Here is a 16,412-nt window from a genome sequence, read left to right as displayed (position 1 = left end):
TGCGATGAAATACAACCTCGACAAACTCAAGAAGGTTGAGCTGCGCGATGTATGGCCACACGAGGCGCTTGACTTCACCAAGTGGCTCTCCGAGGAACCCAACCTTGCCATACTGAGCTCAGCAGTCGGCATTGAGCTTGAGCTTATAGAAACTGAGTCGTCAGTGGGCTCGTTCAACGTCGACATCTATGCGCAGGATTCCGGCACTGGGCGCAAGGTGATCATCGAGAACCAGCTCGAGGACACTAACCGCGACCACTTAGGCAAAGTAATCACTTACGCCGCTGGCAAGGGCGCCGAGGTCGTCGTGTGGGTGGTGTCACGTGCGCGCGACGAGCACCGTCAGGCCATCGAGTGGCTCAACCAGCACACCGACAGCGACTTCGAGTTCTTCCTGATAGAGATAGAGCTGTGGTCCATCGGGGACTCACTGCCCGCCCCGCGCTTCAACGTGGTCGAGCGGCCGAACGAGTGGACGAAGACCATCAGGCTCAGCGAGGGCCTCTCCGAGACCGAGCGCGTCAAGCTGCCGTACTGGACCAAATATCGCGAGGTGGCCCAGGCGATGTCTGAATTTTTGAAGGCGTTCAACCCGCAGAAGCCCTCGAAAGACCACTGGACAACGTTGTGCTGTGGTACGTCCGCTTACCATATTGCGCTGCTTATAGATACGCAGCGCGGTCGCATCGGTATCGAATTTTACGTGCCGGATGATAAGGAGATCGGCTACAAGGCCATTGACAATACTGCCTTGTTCGAAGAAAGGCTTGGTCTTGTAGCTGCACCCTTCGATGCCAAGAAGGCCTCGGGCCTTCGCTTCTACACGGATGGTTGCAAAATTAAGGGCAACGAAGCTGCGTGGCCTGGGTTCATAGCCAAGCAACTCGAGTGGGCTCTTGCCATGAAGCAGGTTATCGGCGAGTTGGGGCTGTAGGCGCTTACGCGTTTAGTCGAATCGCCGCCCTTCGCCCTATGCTTTGCACAGCGCATCCTTGGGGTCGACGTTGCGTAGCAGGCTGGGGTCCTCGAACAGGCGGGCGCAGATCATTTCCGTGCGGTTCAATTCTCCGCCGTCTTCTCCGATGACGTTTTTGTAGAACCGCATCAGGAACGAGTCGTCGGGGAAGATCTTCGCGGCTGCGTTGCGATATTGCGCTCGCACCAGCGCATCGCGGAAGTACCGCACGTGTTTGGCGAAGGGGTCGTTCGCCACCTGGAACCCCAAGCTGTTCAGGTATAACTCCGAGAACACGGCGACGGTGCGGGTGTTCCCTTCGTAAAACGGATGGACCTGCCACAGGAACGCGATGGTCTGGCAGAAGCGTCGCAGCTCCTCGTCTGTGAACGTCGTGTACGCCGCGGCTGCCTCGTTCGCGAATGCGCCGCGAAGGGACATCTCGTAGGTCAGCGGGTCGGTGTACAGCACGCTGTCGCCGTTGAGGACCTCCTCCTGCTTGATCAGGCGCTCGCTTTTGAACTGGCCGGGGTGGTATACCGCGGGGTCGAGGTCCTGGAACAGGTATGCGTGGATGGTGGTGAGCATGTCGGGCGAAAGGAAGAACGCGCCGCGCGTGAGCAGCTCGGCGATTCGTTGGCTTACCAGGTCGGCTTCCTTGCTTTCGCCGTTTGCGTCGGCGCCGGCATATCGTTCGCGAACGAGTTCGCCAACTTCATCGAGCCCCTTTTCGCCGAGGATGTAGGCATGAGCTTGGTCGCGCAGGTAGTCGGACACCTTCAGGCCGTCGACGTCCTGCAAACCGATGGCGACGGCCCAACAGTGCCTGCGTCGCTCTTCCGAAGTGTATTCGGAAGCCGGCCGATAATCGAAATCATCGTAGCTGTCTGCGTACATAACGGTTACCCGGGGTCGCCCCGCTCCGCGTAGGAGCCCCTTCCTATGGTTGCGCCGCAATCGCGAACGCTTGTGCGTTATCGGAACATGATAACACGCCAACCGTCGACGTCGCTCAGATGTGCGCCTGCCCTGCGTACGAACAGGGGACAGGGGCGTGTTCGCGAAGGCCTCTCGCGGTGAACAGGGGACGGGGGTGTGTCCGCGATGACTCTTCGCGTTTCCAAGTGCTCCCGCGCGAACGCGCCGCGCGTGCTTGGCGAAGGGGTCCTTCCCCTTTCTCCTTCCCCTTGAATACTTGATGGCGCTTGCCGAGAGCGGGGGCTTGCTTCGCCGCCTGCACGTATACTGGTTGCATAGTGCGAATCGCGGGGCTGGTTGGGCGCCGCTTGATGAAAGGCTGTCTCGTGTCCGAAAAGTTGAAGATCGGCGTGCTGCTCTCCGGCAGCGGCACGAATTTCCAGGCCATCCTCGATGAGGCGGAAAAGGGCCTGCCCGTCGAGGTGGTGAAGGTGGTCGCGTCGCGTCCCGATGTGTACGGCATCGAGCGCGCCAACGCCGCAGGCATCCCCGTGCTGGTCATGAACCGCGAAAAGTACGCTGACCCCGAGGCGGCCGACGCGCAGATCGTGGCCGCGCTGCAAGAAGCCGGCGCGCAGTACGTGGTCATGGCCGGCTACATGCGCAAGGTCACGCCCGTCATGCTCGACGCCTTCCCCAACCGCGTGCTCAACCTGCATCCGGCGCTTTTGCCCTCGTTCAAGGGCGCGCACGCCATCGCCGATGCGTTCAACGCGGGCGTGAAGGTCACGGGCGTCACTGTCCACTTCGCCAACGAGGATTACGACAAGGGCCCCATCGTGGCGCAGGAGCCGGTGCGCGTGGCCGAGGGCGACACGCTTGAAACCCTGGAAGCCCACATCCACCAGGTGGAGCACGAGCTGTATCCGCGCGTGCTGGGCTGGCTGGCAGCCGGCCGCGTGAACGTCGACGCGGGGGGCAAGGTGCACCTTGCTGACTAAGGAAACGCTGGCGGGCATCGCCGCCGATCTGCGCGCGGGACGCGCGGTGGAGCTTTCGCCCGCCGACTTCTCGTGCTTTTCCGCCGAGGCGCTGAAGGGCAACATGCACGTTTCGCCCGACGACCTAGGGAAACTGTCTGCCGCCCTCACCGCCGCAGACGCGCCCACCTTCGAGCGCGCTGCCCGCGCCATGGAAGAAGGCGACCTGGCGTGGCTGGGCTTCAAAGTGGTGTTCGACCCCGCCGCCGCGCAGGCCAACACCGACAACGAGGTCACGAAGAAGTACGGCGACACCGGCTCGGCCGACGGTGCCGGCATGGTGTTCTTCTGCAACGACGCGAAGGAGATCGTCTCCGCGCGTACGCCCAGCCCGCGCGACGTGTTCCAGATGAAGGACATCACCCGCGGCCCCGGCATGCACAACGAGCAGTTCGATGGCCTGACCTGGCTTTCCGTCCCGCTGTTCGATCAGGTGCGCGTGTGGCTGCTCGGCGCCTCCGACGCTGCGGCCGAGGTGAGCGCGCTGGCCGCGCACGTGGGCTTTGCCGTCACCGCGGTCGACTACGACCCGGCGTACCTGTCGCCCGAGCGCTTCCCCGACGCTACGCGCGTGCTGCTCGACGGCGGTAACTTCGACGAGCTGGACAAGCTCACCCCCGCGCCCGGCGACTACGTGTGCGTGCTCACGCGCGGCCACATGTTCGACCCCGATGGCTGCGTATGGGCTGTCAAGCACAACGTGCGCTACGTCGGCATGATGGGCTGCAAGGGGAAGAACTCCACCGTGCACGATCTGGTGCTGGCCCGCGGCGCCTCCGAGGCGGACTGGGAACGCATCAAGCGGCCCATCGGCCTGAAATTCGGTGCCAAAACCCCGGCGGAATTGGCTATTTCCATCGTGGCCGAGCTGGTCGATGTACGATATACGCAGCGCTACAGCCCCGAGGCGCGGGCGCGCCACGAGGAAAGCCTGGGCCGCTAGGGCTCGGCAGGCAACCCCAAAACAGGCATCTTGCGGGCGGCGCTTCGGCGCAAAGCCCCGCTTTGCGATAAGGAACGGACTTAACAGGAACGGTTCAAGGTAAGGAGAGAGCAAGTGGCAGATCCGAAGGTCAAGCGCGTACTCATCTCGGTGACGGACAAGACGGGCGTCGTCGAGTTCGCCCGCGCGCTGCATGACGAATTCGGCGCGGAGATCATCTCCACGGGCGGCACCGCCCGCGTCATCGCGGAGGCCGGCGTGCCGGTCACGCCCATCGACGAGGTGACGAAGTTCCCCGAGATGATGGACGGTCGCGTGAAGACCCTGCATCCCATGGTGCACGGCGGCCTGCTGGCCAAGCGCGACAACGCCAAGCACATGGCCGAGGCGGCAGAGCACGGCATCCAGATGATCGACATGGTGGTCGTGAACCTGTATGCGTTCGAGAAGACGGTCGAGTCCGGCGCGGACTTCGGCACCTGCATCGAGAACATCGACATCGGCGGTCCCTCCATGCTGCGCAGCGCCGCGAAGAACTTCGAGAGCGTCACCGTGGTCACCGACCCCGAGACCTATGAGGGCATCCTTGCCGAGATGCGCGCCAACGGCGGCGCCACCACGCGCGAGACCCGCATGGAACTGGCCCTCGAGGTGTTCGAGACCACCAACGCCTACGACGGCGCCATCGCCGACTTCCTGTTCGACCAGGTCCAGGCTGCGCATCCGCATGAGCACGGCGAGGGCTGCGGCTGCGGCTGCGAGGAGGGCATCGAGGCCCAGGGCGAGTTCCCGCCCGAGTGCGCCCTGTACATGCAGAAGCAGCAGGACCTGCGCTACGGCGAGAACCCGCATCAGCAGGCCGTCTTCTACCGCGTGGACGAGTTCGCCCATGAGCACAGCCTGGTCAACGCCCAGCAGCTCAACGGCAAGGAGCTGTCCTACAACAACATCCTGGACACCGACGCGTGCTGGTCTCTCGTGCGCGAGCTCGACGAGCCGGCGGTCATCATCCTGAAGCACCAGAACCCCTGCGGTTCCGCCACGGCCGAGACCATCACCGAGGCCTACGACAAGGCCTTCGCCTGCGACCCGAAGAGCGCCTTCGGCGGCATCATCGCGGCGAATCGCCAGGTCACGCTGGAGATGGTTGAGCACATCAACGAGAACAAGCAGTTCGTCGAGGTGCTCATCGCCCCCGAGTTCGAGTCCGCCGCGCTTGAGCTTCTGCAGCAGAAGAAGAACCTGCGCGTGCTGCGCACCGGCGGCATCGACGCCCCGGCTGCCGTTGAGGTCCGTTCCGTTGACGGCGGCGTGTTGGTCCAGGACGTCGACCACGTCTCCGAGGATCCGGCAACCTTCACCGTTCCCACCGATCGCAAGCCCACGGACGCCGAGATGCACGAGCTCATGTTCGCATGGCGCGTGTGCAAGGGTGTGAAGTCCAACGCCATCCTGGTGTCGCGCAACCACGCCGGCATCGGCATGGGCCCGGGCCAGCCTAACCGCGTGGACAGCGCGCTTTTGGCGTGCAAGCGCGCTCATGAGGCGTGCGAGCGCATGGGCGTGGAGCCCAAGGGCCTGGTGTGCGCGTCCGACGCGTTCTTCCCGTTCCGCGACAACGTGGACACGCTGGCCGAGTGGGGCATCACTGCCATCATCCAGCCCGGCGGCTCCGTGCGCGACGAGGAGTCCATCCAGGCGTGCAACGAGCACGGCATCGCCATGGTGTTCACCGGCCATCGCCACTTCCGCCACTAATCGGCGTTGCCGGCGGGCGGGTCGGGTGTGTGCCGCTTGACGCGCCCGCCTGGTGCGTCCGTGCTGGCGGGTGCGCCTCGCTGAGAGTGTGTGCGCGTGATGCGCTTGCGTCCGAGTCGCCGGCATCGTGTGCGTCCGCTGCGCCCGTCAGGGCGTGGGGAAGCGAAGCCTGTGAGCGGCCCGCCTTTTCGGCGGGCCGCTTTCTTATGCGCTGATTTTGGCGAGTCCGTGCGATTTTCGCGCTGGTTTTTTCTGACGAATGCGTGACATCCCCGGCGTTGCGGTTGTGCGGCGGGCATCGTCCCGTATAGTCGGCGTTATGAAGAAATCAGAAGCACTCAAAATACTGGGCTTGGCCGACGGGGCTAGCGACGATGAGATCAAGAAGGCTCATCGCAAGCTCGTCATCGCCCATCATCCCGACAAATTCCCCCTGGACTCGAAGGAGCGCGCCGAGGCCGAGGAGCTCACCAAGCAGATCAACGAAGCGCGCGACGTGCTGATCAACCGCAGCTGGTCGCCCGAGTTCGACCCGCGCCGCGACCCGCGTCCGTATGCGGGTAACCCCTATGCGCATCCGACGGGCTCGGCGGGGCAGGGCGGCGCGTCCGGCCAGGGCAACCCGTTCGACCCGTTCGCCGGCTGGCCGTTCGGCGACGCGACCCAGGGCCAGACCACGTACGTGTGGACCAGCTGGGACGACATCTTCAGCGGTGCCGCGGGTTCGCAGCGTTCGGGCTCGGGGCAGAACGGCACAGGTCAACGCACCGGTGGCGCCGAGTGGCCGTTCGGCGGCTTCGCTGTTGAGTACGACCCCTTCGACCCGTTCGCGCCGTTCCGCGCCGCACGCGCGCAGCAGCAGACCGGCGAAGAGGTGTTTGCCCGCGCGAAGAAGGGCCTGCGCGACGAGGCGCTCATGGTCGCCGCCAAGGTGGTGGCCCTCGCGGTGCTCTCCATCGCCGGTTCCTCGGCAACGGGCTTGTTCCTGTACGTGATGGCGTCCATCATCTACGGCCTGTACAAGCGCATGGGAAGCCTGCTCGTCATGCTGCTGGTGCCCATCATGATTTTCGGCGCGCCGCTCATCTTCATGCTGGCGCCGCGCAACGGCTTCGTAGGCGCTCCGCTCACCGTGGCATTTTTGGTATCGGTGCTGTTCGACGTGCAGAACCTCCGCGACCGCATCCGCACGTACCAGGCAGCGAAGGTGGGGCTGTAGGGAAGCTAGCCGCCCAGGATTGTGTGCGCCAGGGCGAAGCTCAGTGCGGCGGCGCCTAGGGTCGAGCCGTAAGTGACCACCAGATATGCGGCTGCTTCTCCGCGATGCCCTTCCGCGGCCATATCGACAGCCTCGCAGTTCATGGTGGAAAGCGTGGAGAAGCCGCCCAAAAAGCCCATGGTCAGCGCTATGTAGGCGGTTTGCCCGAGCGCGGCGGCCCCAGCGAGTGCTGCTCCGGCAACGGTGCACGACGCAAGGTTCACCAGCAATGTTGGCCAGGGAAACCAGCTGTTCGAGCGGGGTTTCATGAACGAAAGCGCCCTGTGGCGGCACAGCGCGCCGGCCGCTCCACCCACGCCCACCATGATCAACGTCAGTGGGCTCATTGCGCATCGCCCCCGTTTTGCGGAGAATCCGCCGACGAAGCCGTGACCTGGTGATGCTCGCTGTAGCGCGGGCCCATAGCGTCGGCAATGCGCTTTCCCGCGTAGGCGGCCCCGAACGTGGCGAACACGGTGATGCCCAGGTACAGCGCGAGCATGCCGAAACGCCCCTGCTGCAAAAGCGCCAGGTTCTCGGTGGAAAGCGCGGCGATGGTGGTGAACGCCCCGATAAGCCCGATGCCCATCGATTTCACCAACGGCGCCGGCAGGTTCGTTCGGCGCGCAACGAATTGATTGACGATCTCCAACGTGAAACAACCGAATATGTTCACCGTAAGCGTGGCGACGGGGAAGCCGCATTGTGCGGGCAGGAGCATCTCCAGGGCATAGCGCGCCGTGGCGCCCAAAAAGCCCATGACCAGCACCAACGGCGCCAAGGAGCGAGGACTGCGCAGCGCATGGTCCACCGCATCTGGGATATTGCCGTGCACTGATGCCCCTTTCCGAATCGGTTATTCTGCGCAGCAGTATACCGCGCTCCGCAAGGGGCGTGCTGTTTGTTGCGTATTGCGCTCCGCAAGGGTCGGGCTTGCTGGCCGCTTTTGCGGAAGGTGCCGGGACTCTGTTGCATAGGCGGTGGCATTGGTTTCCCGTCCGGCATCAAGGCTTGAGGGGCTTCCGTGCGCAAGCGCGCTCCGGTGCCTTTTCGCCTCATGCCTGTCGGGCGCTGCTCTTTGCGTGAGGGCCGGGCGCTGATCGTGCTGTGTAGCGCTGATGGGGGTATACTTCCTTATTATGCTTAGAGGGTCGTGTTTGCGCTGGCCGCTAGAGAAGGGGGTTGCCATGGTCATCCTTGACGAACCGTATGCTTCGCCGCAGTTGTTGGAATGGCTTGAATCTTCGCAACACCCCGTGCTTCGCAATGCGTTCTCCGAGCGCACGGCTTTTGCGTCTGGGCGGGCGTTGCACTTGGTCGACGAGGCCGAGGCGGCCTCGCGTCTTTCCGCGGGCGAGCGCGTGTACACCAACTCCGAGAACACGCTCGAGTGGATTTGCGCGCATGCGGACAATCCAGGCCTTACGCGCGCCATCACCGTGTTCAAGGACAAGGTTGCCATGCGCAAGCTTCTGGCGCAGATGGACGAGGGCTTCTTTTTCCGCGCATGCACGGCTGATGAGCTGGGGAAACTCGATTTCGCCGAGCTTGAGCCGCATATGCCGTTCGTGGTGAAACCCGCCCGCGGGTTTTGCAGCATGGGCGTGCATGCGGTGCGTTGCCGTGCCGATTGGGACGAGGCGCTTGCCGATTTCGCGTCGAACGCGGCTGCTTGGGCGGACATGTATCCCGACAGCGTGGTTGCCGGCAGCGATTTCATCCTGGAGCAGTTCATCACGGGGCAGGAATATGCCCTGGATGCGTTTTTCGACGAGCAGGGCGCGGCGCACGTGCTTAACGTGCTGCGTCATGATTTCGCCGGTCCCGATGACACATCCGACCGCATGTACGCCACGTCGGCAGCCATCGTGCGCGAGAAGGCGCCTGCCTTCGAGGAGTGGCTTTCGCGCGTGAACGCCCTGGTGGGAGCACGAAACTTCCCGGTGCATGTTGAGGTTCGCGTGGACGAGCAGGACGGCGGCGTTATCCGGCCCATCGAATTCAATCCTTTGCGATTCGCCGGCTTGGGCGGTACCGACGTTGCCCAGCACGCTTATGGTTTCCGCACCTACGAGGCGTTTTTGACCGACGCGGTGCCCGATTACGATGCCGCGTTCGCTTATGCGGGCGACCATGTGTACACCATGTCGCTGCTTAACCCGCCGGAGGGCGTGACGGGGAACGAGGAGTTCGATTACCCGGCGTTCTCCGAGTGCTTCGATAGGGTTTTGGAGCTGCGCGAGTTCGATGTGCCCACGTTTGGCTGCTACGGCTTCCTGTTCCTGGAAACCGACCTTGACGAACGCGGCAAGGCCGAGCTCGACTTCCTGATGCACACCGATTTGCGCGAGTTCCTGAGCTGCGGCGACGCCGCGGGTCAACGTTAGGCGGCCGCATGAAATTCAACGTCAAGAACCTGTTCATGGGCGTGGTGCTCATCATCGTGCTTGCGGTGGTGTTTTTGCGCGGCGACCAGTTGGTGGAGCTGGGGGAGACCATGAAGCAGGGAAGCCCCCTGCCGCTGGTAGCGGCCATCCTCACGCAGCTGGGGAAGTACTTCGCGCAAAGCTTCGCCTATTCGCGCAGCTTCGCCGCCGTGGGCGAGCGTATGGAGCCGAAATCCACGTTGCCACTGGTATTCGGTACGTTTTTCATGAATACTATCGCGCCGTCCATGAACCTGGCGGGCACCACGTTGGTGGTCGACGACGCGCGACGGCGCGGCATCCCCGCCGGCAAAGCCACGGGCGCGGCGCTGCTCATGCAGATCACCATCGACGGCGCGTTCTCCACGCTTATGGTGTGCGCGTTCATCTTCTTGGCGGTCACGGTGGGGCTATCGCCTGTGTGGTTCCTTATGGGCATGGTGGTATTGTGCCTGGTGGGAACCATGGTGGCGCTGCTTATCCTGGCGCACAAAAAGCCCGATTTGCTTATGCGCCTTTTGCGGCCGGTCGAACGTGTGAGCCGCAAGGTGGTCGCGCGTGTGCGCAAAAAGCCGCTTGAGCCGTGGGCCGAGCGCATCGCGCAGGCGTTTTCCGAGGCGGCCGGCATGATCGGCCATAGCCCCAAGCCTACGCTTCAGGCGTACGGGTGCTCGCTGATCGCCAGCTTGTGCGAGCTTTCGTGCTTCGCGCTGGTGGGTATCGGGTTCGGCGTCGACACGGCGCCGGCGCTGGTGTGCGGCTACGTGGTGGCAACGCTGTTCGCCATGATCTCGGTCACGCCGCAGGGCGTGGGCGTGGTCGAGGCGGCCGTCGTGGTGGCGTTCACCAGCTTCGGCGAGTCGGCGGCGGCCGGTACGGCAATCGGCCTGGTGTATCGCGGCATCGTGTTCTGGATGCCGTTCATCATCGGCGCCGTGCTCATCAACACCACGAAGGCGTTCAAGGGCGACGTGAAGCAGGCGGCGTACGACCAGGACATGGGAGCTGTCGCCGGCACGGCCGCTACTGCGGCGCGCCTGCAGGAAGAGGCGCATGCCGACGCCGTGCGGTTCAAGCGCGCTGCCGCGCTTCGCTCACGCATGGTGGATGCGCATGCGGCGCATGGCGGGCAGCAGGCCGCAGGTGCGGCGCCGGAAGGTGGCGTTGCTGTGGCGAGTGCCGCTGCTCAGACGGTGCCTTTTGCGCAGGGCGATACGCCTGCGCTGGTCGCCGGCACGGTTCCCTTTGTGGAGGGTGAAACGCCCGTGCCTTCAGCCGGTACGGTGCCTTTTGCGGAGGGGATTGCGGTTTCACCTGCTGCTCAAACGGTGCCGTTCGCCGAGGCCGGTGTGCCTGCGGAAGCGGAGCGAACCGAGCCTTCTGTCCGGATTGCGGACACGCAGGAGCAGCCTAGCGTGCCTTTTGAGCCGGCGACTATTGGGCAGGCGCCGCATGCGGCGGACACGCCTGATGATTTGCCCGGCGAAGAGGGTTGTTCGTAACCGTATACTTATTCACAAACCAAGTTAAGGTTGGGGGCCGCGCTTGTGTGCGGCCCTGTTTCGTTATCAGGAGGAAGCTTATGACGTTGCTCGACACCTTGGGCATCACCACCATCAGCGTTGAGAAGAACCGCGTGGAAATGCGCATGCCCGTGCGTCCGGAAATCTACCAGCCGCATGGGTTTTTGCACGGCGGCGCCACCATCGCGCTGCTGGAATCGTGCGCATCGCGCGCTGCCGAGGAACTGACGGACTTCGACAAGGAGCTTATTTTCGGCCTGGAAACCACCATTCGCCACAAGAAGGCGCGCAAAGACGGCGTCATCACCGGCGTCGCCGAGCTTGAGCGCGAGGATCCCTCGTACGGCGGCCGCAAGCAGTTCTGGCACGTCATCGCAACCGACGAGCTTGGCGACACCATCTCGGAGGGCACGTTCATCACGAAGATCGTGACGAAGGAGCATTTCGCCGAGAAGCAGCGCAAGCTGGCTGCGGAGCACAAAGCGTAAAGCGCTAACCGCCTGCCGCTGGGGCTGAACGCGCGTTGCGTTTTGAGGTGTGGCGGCAGGCATTCCATCGCGCTCGCATGCGGCGTCGATGCGCTTGTGCGGGCGCACAAAACGAAGGAGGCGGCAATGACGGCACCCGAAGGACCTATGAAGGACTATGTCCGTACCAGCCTGCGTATGCTGTACGAGCGCAATCGCGCGTTCATCAACGATATGAATCCCGAGGTCATCGAGCCGGGCTTCACGCGAAGCACGGTAACGGTGCCCGAGAACGCTACGAACACCGGCGGCGGCACGTTCGGCGGCTTCCTTATGGCCGTCATCGACGTAGTGGGCTCCACCATCACCTGGTCGTACGGCAAGCACGCCGTCACCCAGTGCGCCAACGTGAACTTCGTTCGCGGCGTCGCCATCGGGGAGAAGCTGGTGCTCGAGGCCAGTAACGTGCATTTCGGGCGCTCTTCGTGCGTTGCCGAAGTCGTGGTGAAAAACGAAGCCGGGAAAGTGTGCCTGACGGCAACGTGCACCATGCACAACGTCGCCGACATCAAGCCCGACGACCCCATCGTAAAGGAAGCCTTGGAGCTGTTCGGGGAATAGCGCCGAGGTTACGCCGCGCGGCAGGTTGAGCTGCCCGGGTTTCGATCAGCTTCGCATTGTCGTTGAAGACGCTGCTTGTCCTTTGGGCAGGCAGCGTTTTTTGGCTTTCAGGAATGCTTCAGCTATCGCGGTTACCATGTTCGAAAACGAACGCAAGCCGTACGCTTTTGCGTGCGCGCAAATCTAGGAAGAACGTGGTGATGGGAGAACCTATCGACATTTATGCTGAGAAGCACGCGTCCTTGCAAGGACGCCATGCACGCGTGACGCTTCCGCGTCATATTCGTTCATGTGACGAGGCGCGGCTTAATGCGGGCGCCTTCCGTGTTGCGCACAATGGCGTGTTTATCAGGGGCGGTGGCGCGGTGATCGGCGGTAGCAGCTGGTTTGCGCGCAGGCGTTTGCTCGCGATTGCGGCTGCTGTGTTAGCTGTCGTTGTGCTCGTCGGCGTCTTGACGACCTATGGGCACGTCGTGGCAAACGGTGGCGGCGATCAGGGGGCCGCGCAGGAAGCCTTGGAATCGCAAGCGCTTGAAACGGCGTACGCTTCCGACGGCTCGGTGGAGGCGCAGCAGTCCCCGGATGCCGAGTCTGCTGAATTCGTTGCGCCCGGTATGCGCCCTGACGACGCCAAGGGGTTCTCCCGCAATCGCCGCGACGTCCTGGGCGCGATGGGTCAGGAGGCCATGGGCGGTTTCGGCCGCGCAAATGTGACGCAAATGGCAGGTTTCACCGGTTTGAGCGGCACGAGCGCGAGCGTGCCCGAGTTGTTCCAGTATCCTAGCATGCCGGCAGGGTGCGAGATTTATTCCCTCGCCGCGGTTTTGCAGGCTATGGGCCACGACGCCGATCCCGATTCCATTGTGGCGAACCAGCTGCCATTCGACGTGGAAGGCGACGACTACGCCTCGGCGTTCTGGGGTGACCCGTATTGGTCGGGCGAGGGCATGCCGCCCGCCATCATGGCGGCAGGCAACGCCTACCTGGAGGAAGAAGGCGCAAGCGAGCGTTTCTCTAATCTCACCGGCGCCGATTTCGACGAGCTTGCCAGCAAGGCGTCGTCTGGAACGCCGGTGCTCGTGTGGACCACGCTCGATTTCGAGGACCCGTATTTCGACGAGCCACTTGAGGCGAACTCCTTCTATGACCTGGAGCATTGCGTAGTGCTGCTGGGTGTGGAAGGCCACCGGGCGTGCATCATGGACCCCACGCAGGGCTACGTGACCGTCAACTACGACTGGTTCAAATATCTCTACGAGCAGTGCGGCTCCATGGCGCTGGCGATTGCGTAAACGGTTCGCGGTCGCATCCCGCACCTCGGGTGCCGAGCGCGTTTCGGACACATAACCCTATGTCCCCAAAGTGTCCGTGACGAATCGTGACAGATCGGGGATGTAGCATTAAGTGTCCGGGTGCTTGGTTTGCGTGCTTGGGCGTGTTTGCTCCGCTTCTTTTCGCCGCCTTATGCTCCGCGTCCGCGCCGCGTCTCCTGTGCGATTTCGGACACAAAACCCTACGTCCCCTAAGTGTCCCTTAAGTGTCCGGGTTTGCGCGTTTGTCGGTTGCGGCATAGACGCCGATTACGATGACGGCTGCCACCACCAGCATCGCCAGCAGTGACGCGTACGATACCAGGTAGGTGCCGAACGCTTCGGTCAAAAAGCCCGGCAGGAAGGTGAAGATGAACCCGCCCAGCGCGTAGCACACCTGGAAGTTCTTGATGGTGCGCGTTTCCTTGCCGCGCGGCGCTAGCTCAATCGACCATACCGAAATGCCCACGGTGCCGAGCGACATGCCGATGCCGAACATGAGCACGCCCAGCCCGGCAAGCCCGGTGTTGCCCATGTCGGACAGGCACAGCACCGCCGTGCCGGCGATATACAGGGCGAAGAAGACCGCCGACCCGCGTTTTGTGCCGAAGCGGTCGAACGCCATGCCGCTGACCAGCTTCGCCACCGTCAGGCACGCGCCGTTGACGGCCACGAGCGTGGCGGCGTGCTCGGCGGAGAAGCCTTCGGAGGTGAACAGCACGGCCAGGTAGTTGCCGCCGCCGACCGACACGCAGCCGATGATGATCATGGCCAGAAACAGAAGCGGCATGGTGCGCGGGGAAAGATCGCGGTTGACGTGGCGTTTCCTTACGCGTTCAAGCTGCTGGGCGCTCTTCTCTTGCTCGCGTTTCACCGCCTTCGGGCTTCCCTCGTAGGGGGCAAGGCCCATGTCGCGTGGGTCGTTTCTCAGCAGAGCGAACACGGTCACGCCGATAACCAGGGCCAACGCCGCTTCTGCCCTGAATGCGGTCTGCAGGTCGAAAGCGCTGATGAGCGCCACCGCCGCATTTGGGATGACGATGGCTGCCACGCCCGAGCCCACCGCGGCGACGCCGGCCACGGTGGCCACGTTCGCCCTGAACCACCGATTGATCAGCATGGTCGAGGCGATCATGCCGCCGAAGCCGTAACCCAGGCCCGTCAGCGCCGAGGCGCCGCACAGCATGCCGAAGTTGCTGCCGGCGAGCGAGTACAGCGCAAACCCGGCACTGACGCTCAGCGTTGCCAAAAACGCGCCGATGCGGCAATCGACCAGGTCATAGTAGCGTCCAACCACGAGCATGGCCAGAAGCGACACGAACGTGCGCACCGACACGATGATCGACCCGCCCGAATGCCCAACGCCCGGCAGATCGACCAGGTAGGGCTGGTATACGGAAAACGACGTGGAGGGCAGGCCCACGTTCGTGAACAATATCAGGAAGCAGCACACGGCAACCACGGCCTCGTAATGCTGCTTGATCTTGGCGAATAACATGCGTTGGAACCACCTTCGGGACGGTATTGCCGTATCGCGCTTAGCGCGTACGGTTATCTAGCATAGCGGCGTCATGTTTCAATCGGCGAAAAGCTGACGGAATCGCGATAATGCGGCGAGCGAGGCGCGGGTTTGCGCTTGCCGGGAGGTTTGCCCGTTGCGCTCGAAGGCAACGTGATACCCTTGCATCTTATGATTAGGACGGAAAACATATCGCTTCGGTCGGCTGTGCGCGTGATTCGGGCTTTTGCGGCGCGCGAGACCGTGCTGGTCGTTGCTGTTGCGGCGGCCTTGGCGTCGTGCGCCCTTGTGCCGCCCGATGCCGGGTATGCCGCCTACGTTGATTGGCATACGCTGGCGCTGCTGTTCTGTCTGATGACGGTGGTGGCGGGATTCCGTTCGCTTGGCGTACTGGATGCCGCGGGAGCGTGGCTGGTCGCACGTGCTCGGACGCAGCGCGCTGTTGCCGGCGTGCTGGTCGGGCTTGCGTTCTTCGCCAGCATGGCGGTGACCAACGACGTCGCGCTCATCACGTTCGTGCCGCTGGCTTTGGTGGTTTTGCGCCGCGCGGGCATGGAGGGCCGCATGTGCCTGGTTGCCACGCTCATGACCATCGCGGCGAACCTCGGCAGCATGTTCACGCCCGTGGGCAATCCGCAGAACCTGTACCTGTTCACGGCCTCGGGCATGGGTGTTGGGGAGTTTCTCCAGCTCATGGGGCCGTATACCGCTGCGTCAGGTGCGATGCTGGCGCTCGCGTGCGTGCTGTGTTTTCGAGGCGGCGAAGTGCGCGGCGCGGGTGGCGTTGGCCGATTTGCATCATCGGGCGGTTTTGCGTCCGATGACACCGCCGATAATTCGGCGATGCAGGTTCCGCCTGCGCGCTGGACGGCCCCGGAAGGTTCCGCGTCTGATTTTATGCCCGCCCGCTCAGCGAACGGGGCTTCGCCGGCATCCTCGTCGATTGAGTCCGCTTCCCTTGAATGCTTCCCCGCCCGCTCGCGTAAGCGGTTGGCGATGTATGGCGTCTTGTTCGCGTGCTGCCTGGCTGCGGTTTTGGGCGTGCTGGATGTTCGCGTTTTGCTGGCGTTGGTGCTGGTGAGCGTTTCGCTCTCCGATGCAAGCTTATTGCGGCGCGTCGACTGGGGGCTGTTGGCTACTTTTGCGGCCCTGTTCGTGTTCGTGGGGAACATGGGTCGCGTTCCGGTGCTGCACGAGGCGCTTTCTGCGGCGGTGGGCGGCAACGCGCTGCTTGCCGCGGTAGGAGGCAGCCAGGTTATCAGCAACGTGCCGGCAGCGGTGCTGCTTTCGGGGTTCACCGATCAGTGGCAGGCGTTGATCGTGGGCACGAACCTGGGCGGTTTGGGCACGCTCATCGCGTCCATGGCAAGCCTCATCACGTTCAAGGCGGTCATGGTCGGTCGCCCCGGTATCCGCGGGCGCTATCTGCTTGTGTTCACGGCTTGGAACATTGCGTTCTTGGCGGCGCTGCTTGCGCTTGCCGTGGTTTTGGGGGCTGTTTAAAGTCCAGGTCGTGTTCGGTCGCCACCACCGTGGCGCCTTGCTCGACCAGGTGCTGGAACACGTTCGGCAGCGTGCGCACGCTGCGCGGGTGCCTGGGCGGCTTGGGCGGCCGTGGCGCGTGCGGTTGCGTACTGCGTGCGCTAGCTGTGCGCGCTGGCGCACGCCGGTGAA

The 16,412-nt window shown here is 63.4% G+C and carries 15 protein-coding genes; 11 read left to right on the top strand and 4 right to left on the bottom strand.

Features of this window, described 5'->3' with window-relative positions:
- Positions 1-4: 4 nt before the first annotated feature.
- Positions 5-934 carry a DUF4268 domain-containing protein gene (locus DW178_RS03280; protein WP_118349674.1) on the top strand — a complete coding sequence of 310 codons (930 nt, stop codon included), beginning with the start codon at positions 5-7 and terminating at the stop codon, positions 932-934.
- Between the two features lie 36 nt (positions 935-970).
- Here DW178_RS03280 and DW178_RS03275 read toward each other — a convergent pair whose 3' ends face one another.
- Entirely contained in the window at positions 971-1,852 is an 882-nt protein-coding gene (locus DW178_RS03275; RefSeq protein WP_118349673.1) for a Fic family protein, read from the bottom strand.
- 407 nt (positions 1,853-2,259) lie between these two features.
- Here DW178_RS03275 and purN point away from each other — a divergent pair, with 407 nt between their 5' ends.
- From purN to DW178_RS03255, 4 genes are all read left to right on the top strand, one after another.
- A complete protein-coding gene (purN, locus tag DW178_RS03270) occupies positions 2,260-2,874 on the top strand; it encodes a phosphoribosylglycinamide formyltransferase (protein WP_118349672.1) in 615 nt (204 codons plus the stop codon).
- The gene (locus tag DW178_RS03265; protein WP_118349712.1) at positions 2,867-3,856 is read left to right on the top strand and encodes an XdhC family protein; all 990 of its coding nucleotides are present in this window, start codon (positions 2,867-2,869) and stop codon (positions 3,854-3,856) included. The genes purN and DW178_RS03265 overlap by 8 nt, the downstream gene beginning before the upstream one ends.
- A 114-nt stretch (positions 3,857-3,970) precedes the next feature.
- Positions 3,971-5,614 (top strand): bifunctional phosphoribosylaminoimidazolecarboxamide formyltransferase/IMP cyclohydrolase, encoded by a 1,644-nt coding sequence (gene purH, locus DW178_RS03260; protein ID WP_118349671.1) that lies wholly within the window; start codon positions 3,971-3,973, stop codon positions 5,612-5,614.
- 319 nt (positions 5,615-5,933) lie between these two features.
- Positions 5,934-6,833 carry a J domain-containing protein gene (locus DW178_RS03255; protein ID WP_118349670.1) on the top strand — a complete coding sequence of 300 codons (900 nt, stop codon included), beginning with the start codon at positions 5,934-5,936 and terminating at the stop codon, positions 6,831-6,833.
- 5 nt (positions 6,834-6,838) lie between these two features.
- On the opposite strand, the gene DW178_RS03250 is transcribed toward DW178_RS03255, so the two are convergent.
- Positions 6,839-7,219, bottom strand: a complete 381-nt coding sequence (locus tag DW178_RS03250) for a fluoride efflux transporter FluC (protein WP_118349669.1) — start codon at positions 7,217-7,219, stop codon at positions 6,839-6,841.
- Positions 7,216-7,707 carry a fluoride efflux transporter FluC gene (locus DW178_RS03245; protein ID WP_118349668.1) on the bottom strand — a complete coding sequence of 164 codons (492 nt, stop codon included), beginning with the start codon at positions 7,705-7,707 and terminating at the stop codon, positions 7,216-7,218. Before DW178_RS03245 ends, DW178_RS03250 begins: the two co-directional genes overlap by 4 nt.
- A gap of 352 nt (positions 7,708-8,059) precedes the next feature.
- On the opposite strand from DW178_RS03245, the gene DW178_RS03240 reads away from it, so the two are divergent.
- The 5 genes from DW178_RS03240 (at position 8,060) to DW178_RS03220 (ending at position 13,201) form a co-directional block, all read left to right on the top strand.
- Entirely contained in the window at positions 8,060-9,259 is a 1,200-nt protein-coding gene (locus DW178_RS03240; RefSeq protein ID WP_118349667.1) for an ATP-grasp domain-containing protein, read from the top strand.
- An 8-nt stretch (positions 9,260-9,267) separates the two neighbouring features.
- Positions 9,268-10,800 (top strand): lysylphosphatidylglycerol synthase transmembrane domain-containing protein, encoded by a 1,533-nt coding sequence (locus DW178_RS03235; protein ID WP_118349666.1) that lies wholly within the window; start codon positions 9,268-9,270, stop codon positions 10,798-10,800.
- Between the two features lie 80 nt (positions 10,801-10,880).
- Positions 10,881-11,309, top strand: a complete 429-nt coding sequence (locus DW178_RS03230) for a PaaI family thioesterase (RefSeq protein ID WP_118349665.1) — start codon at positions 10,881-10,883, stop codon at positions 11,307-11,309.
- A 126-nt stretch (positions 11,310-11,435) separates the two neighbouring features.
- Positions 11,436-11,909 carry a PaaI family thioesterase gene (locus DW178_RS03225; protein ID WP_118349664.1) on the top strand — a complete coding sequence of 158 codons (474 nt, stop codon included), beginning with the start codon at positions 11,436-11,438 and terminating at the stop codon, positions 11,907-11,909.
- A 422-nt stretch (positions 11,910-12,331) separates the two neighbouring features.
- A complete protein-coding gene (locus DW178_RS03220; protein WP_158574023.1) occupies positions 12,332-13,201 on the top strand; it encodes a C39 family peptidase in 870 nt (289 codons plus the stop codon).
- A 241-nt stretch (positions 13,202-13,442) separates the two neighbouring features.
- Here DW178_RS03220 and DW178_RS03215 read toward each other — a convergent pair whose 3' ends face one another.
- Complete coding sequence (locus tag DW178_RS03215; RefSeq protein WP_118349662.1) at positions 13,443-14,717, bottom strand: MFS transporter; 1,275 nt, start codon at positions 14,715-14,717, stop codon at positions 13,443-13,445.
- A 234-nt stretch (positions 14,718-14,951) separates the two neighbouring features.
- Here DW178_RS03215 and DW178_RS03210 point away from each other — a divergent pair, with 234 nt between their 5' ends.
- Positions 14,952-16,241: an SLC13 family permease gene (locus DW178_RS03210; protein ID WP_158574021.1), complete on the top strand. Its 1,290-nt coding sequence runs from the start codon at positions 14,952-14,954 to the stop codon at positions 16,239-16,241.
- Positions 16,242-16,412 lie beyond the last annotated feature (171 nt).

The sequence above is a fragment of the Eggerthella sp. AM16-19 genome (assembly GCF_003474385.1).
GTDB lineage: Bacteria > Actinomycetota > Coriobacteriia > Coriobacteriales > Eggerthellaceae > Senegalimassilia.
This window is presented reverse-complemented; position numbering and strand designations above follow the sequence as displayed.

What these genes read in the sequence shown, in the direction of transcription:
- DW178_RS03280 (WP_118349674.1), top strand. Translation starts at nt 5, where the DNA reads ATGAAATACAACCTCGACAAACTCAAGAAGGTTGAGCTGCGCGATGTA.
- DW178_RS03275 (WP_118349673.1), bottom strand. Translation starts at nt 1,852, where the DNA reads ATGTACGCAGACAGCTACGATGATTTCGATTATCGGCCGGCTTCCGAA.
- DW178_RS03225 (WP_118349664.1), top strand. Translation starts at nt 11,436, where the DNA reads ATGACGGCACCCGAAGGACCTATGAAGGACTATGTCCGTACCAGCCTG.
- DW178_RS03235 (WP_118349666.1), top strand. Translation starts at nt 9,268, where the DNA reads ATGAAATTCAACGTCAAGAACCTGTTCATGGGCGTGGTGCTCATCATC.
- DW178_RS03250 (WP_118349669.1), bottom strand. Translation starts at nt 7,219, where the DNA reads ATGAGCCCACTGACGTTGATCATGGTGGGCGTGGGTGGAGCGGCCGGC.
- DW178_RS03215 (WP_118349662.1), bottom strand. Translation starts at nt 14,717, where the DNA reads ATGTTATTCGCCAAGATCAAGCAGCATTACGAGGCCGTGGTTGCCGTG.
- DW178_RS03255 (WP_118349670.1), top strand. Translation starts at nt 5,934, where the DNA reads ATGAAGAAATCAGAAGCACTCAAAATACTGGGCTTGGCCGACGGGGCT.
- DW178_RS03240 (WP_118349667.1), top strand. Translation starts at nt 8,060, where the DNA reads ATGGTCATCCTTGACGAACCGTATGCTTCGCCGCAGTTGTTGGAATGG.
- DW178_RS03230 (WP_118349665.1), top strand. Translation starts at nt 10,881, where the DNA reads ATGACGTTGCTCGACACCTTGGGCATCACCACCATCAGCGTTGAGAAG.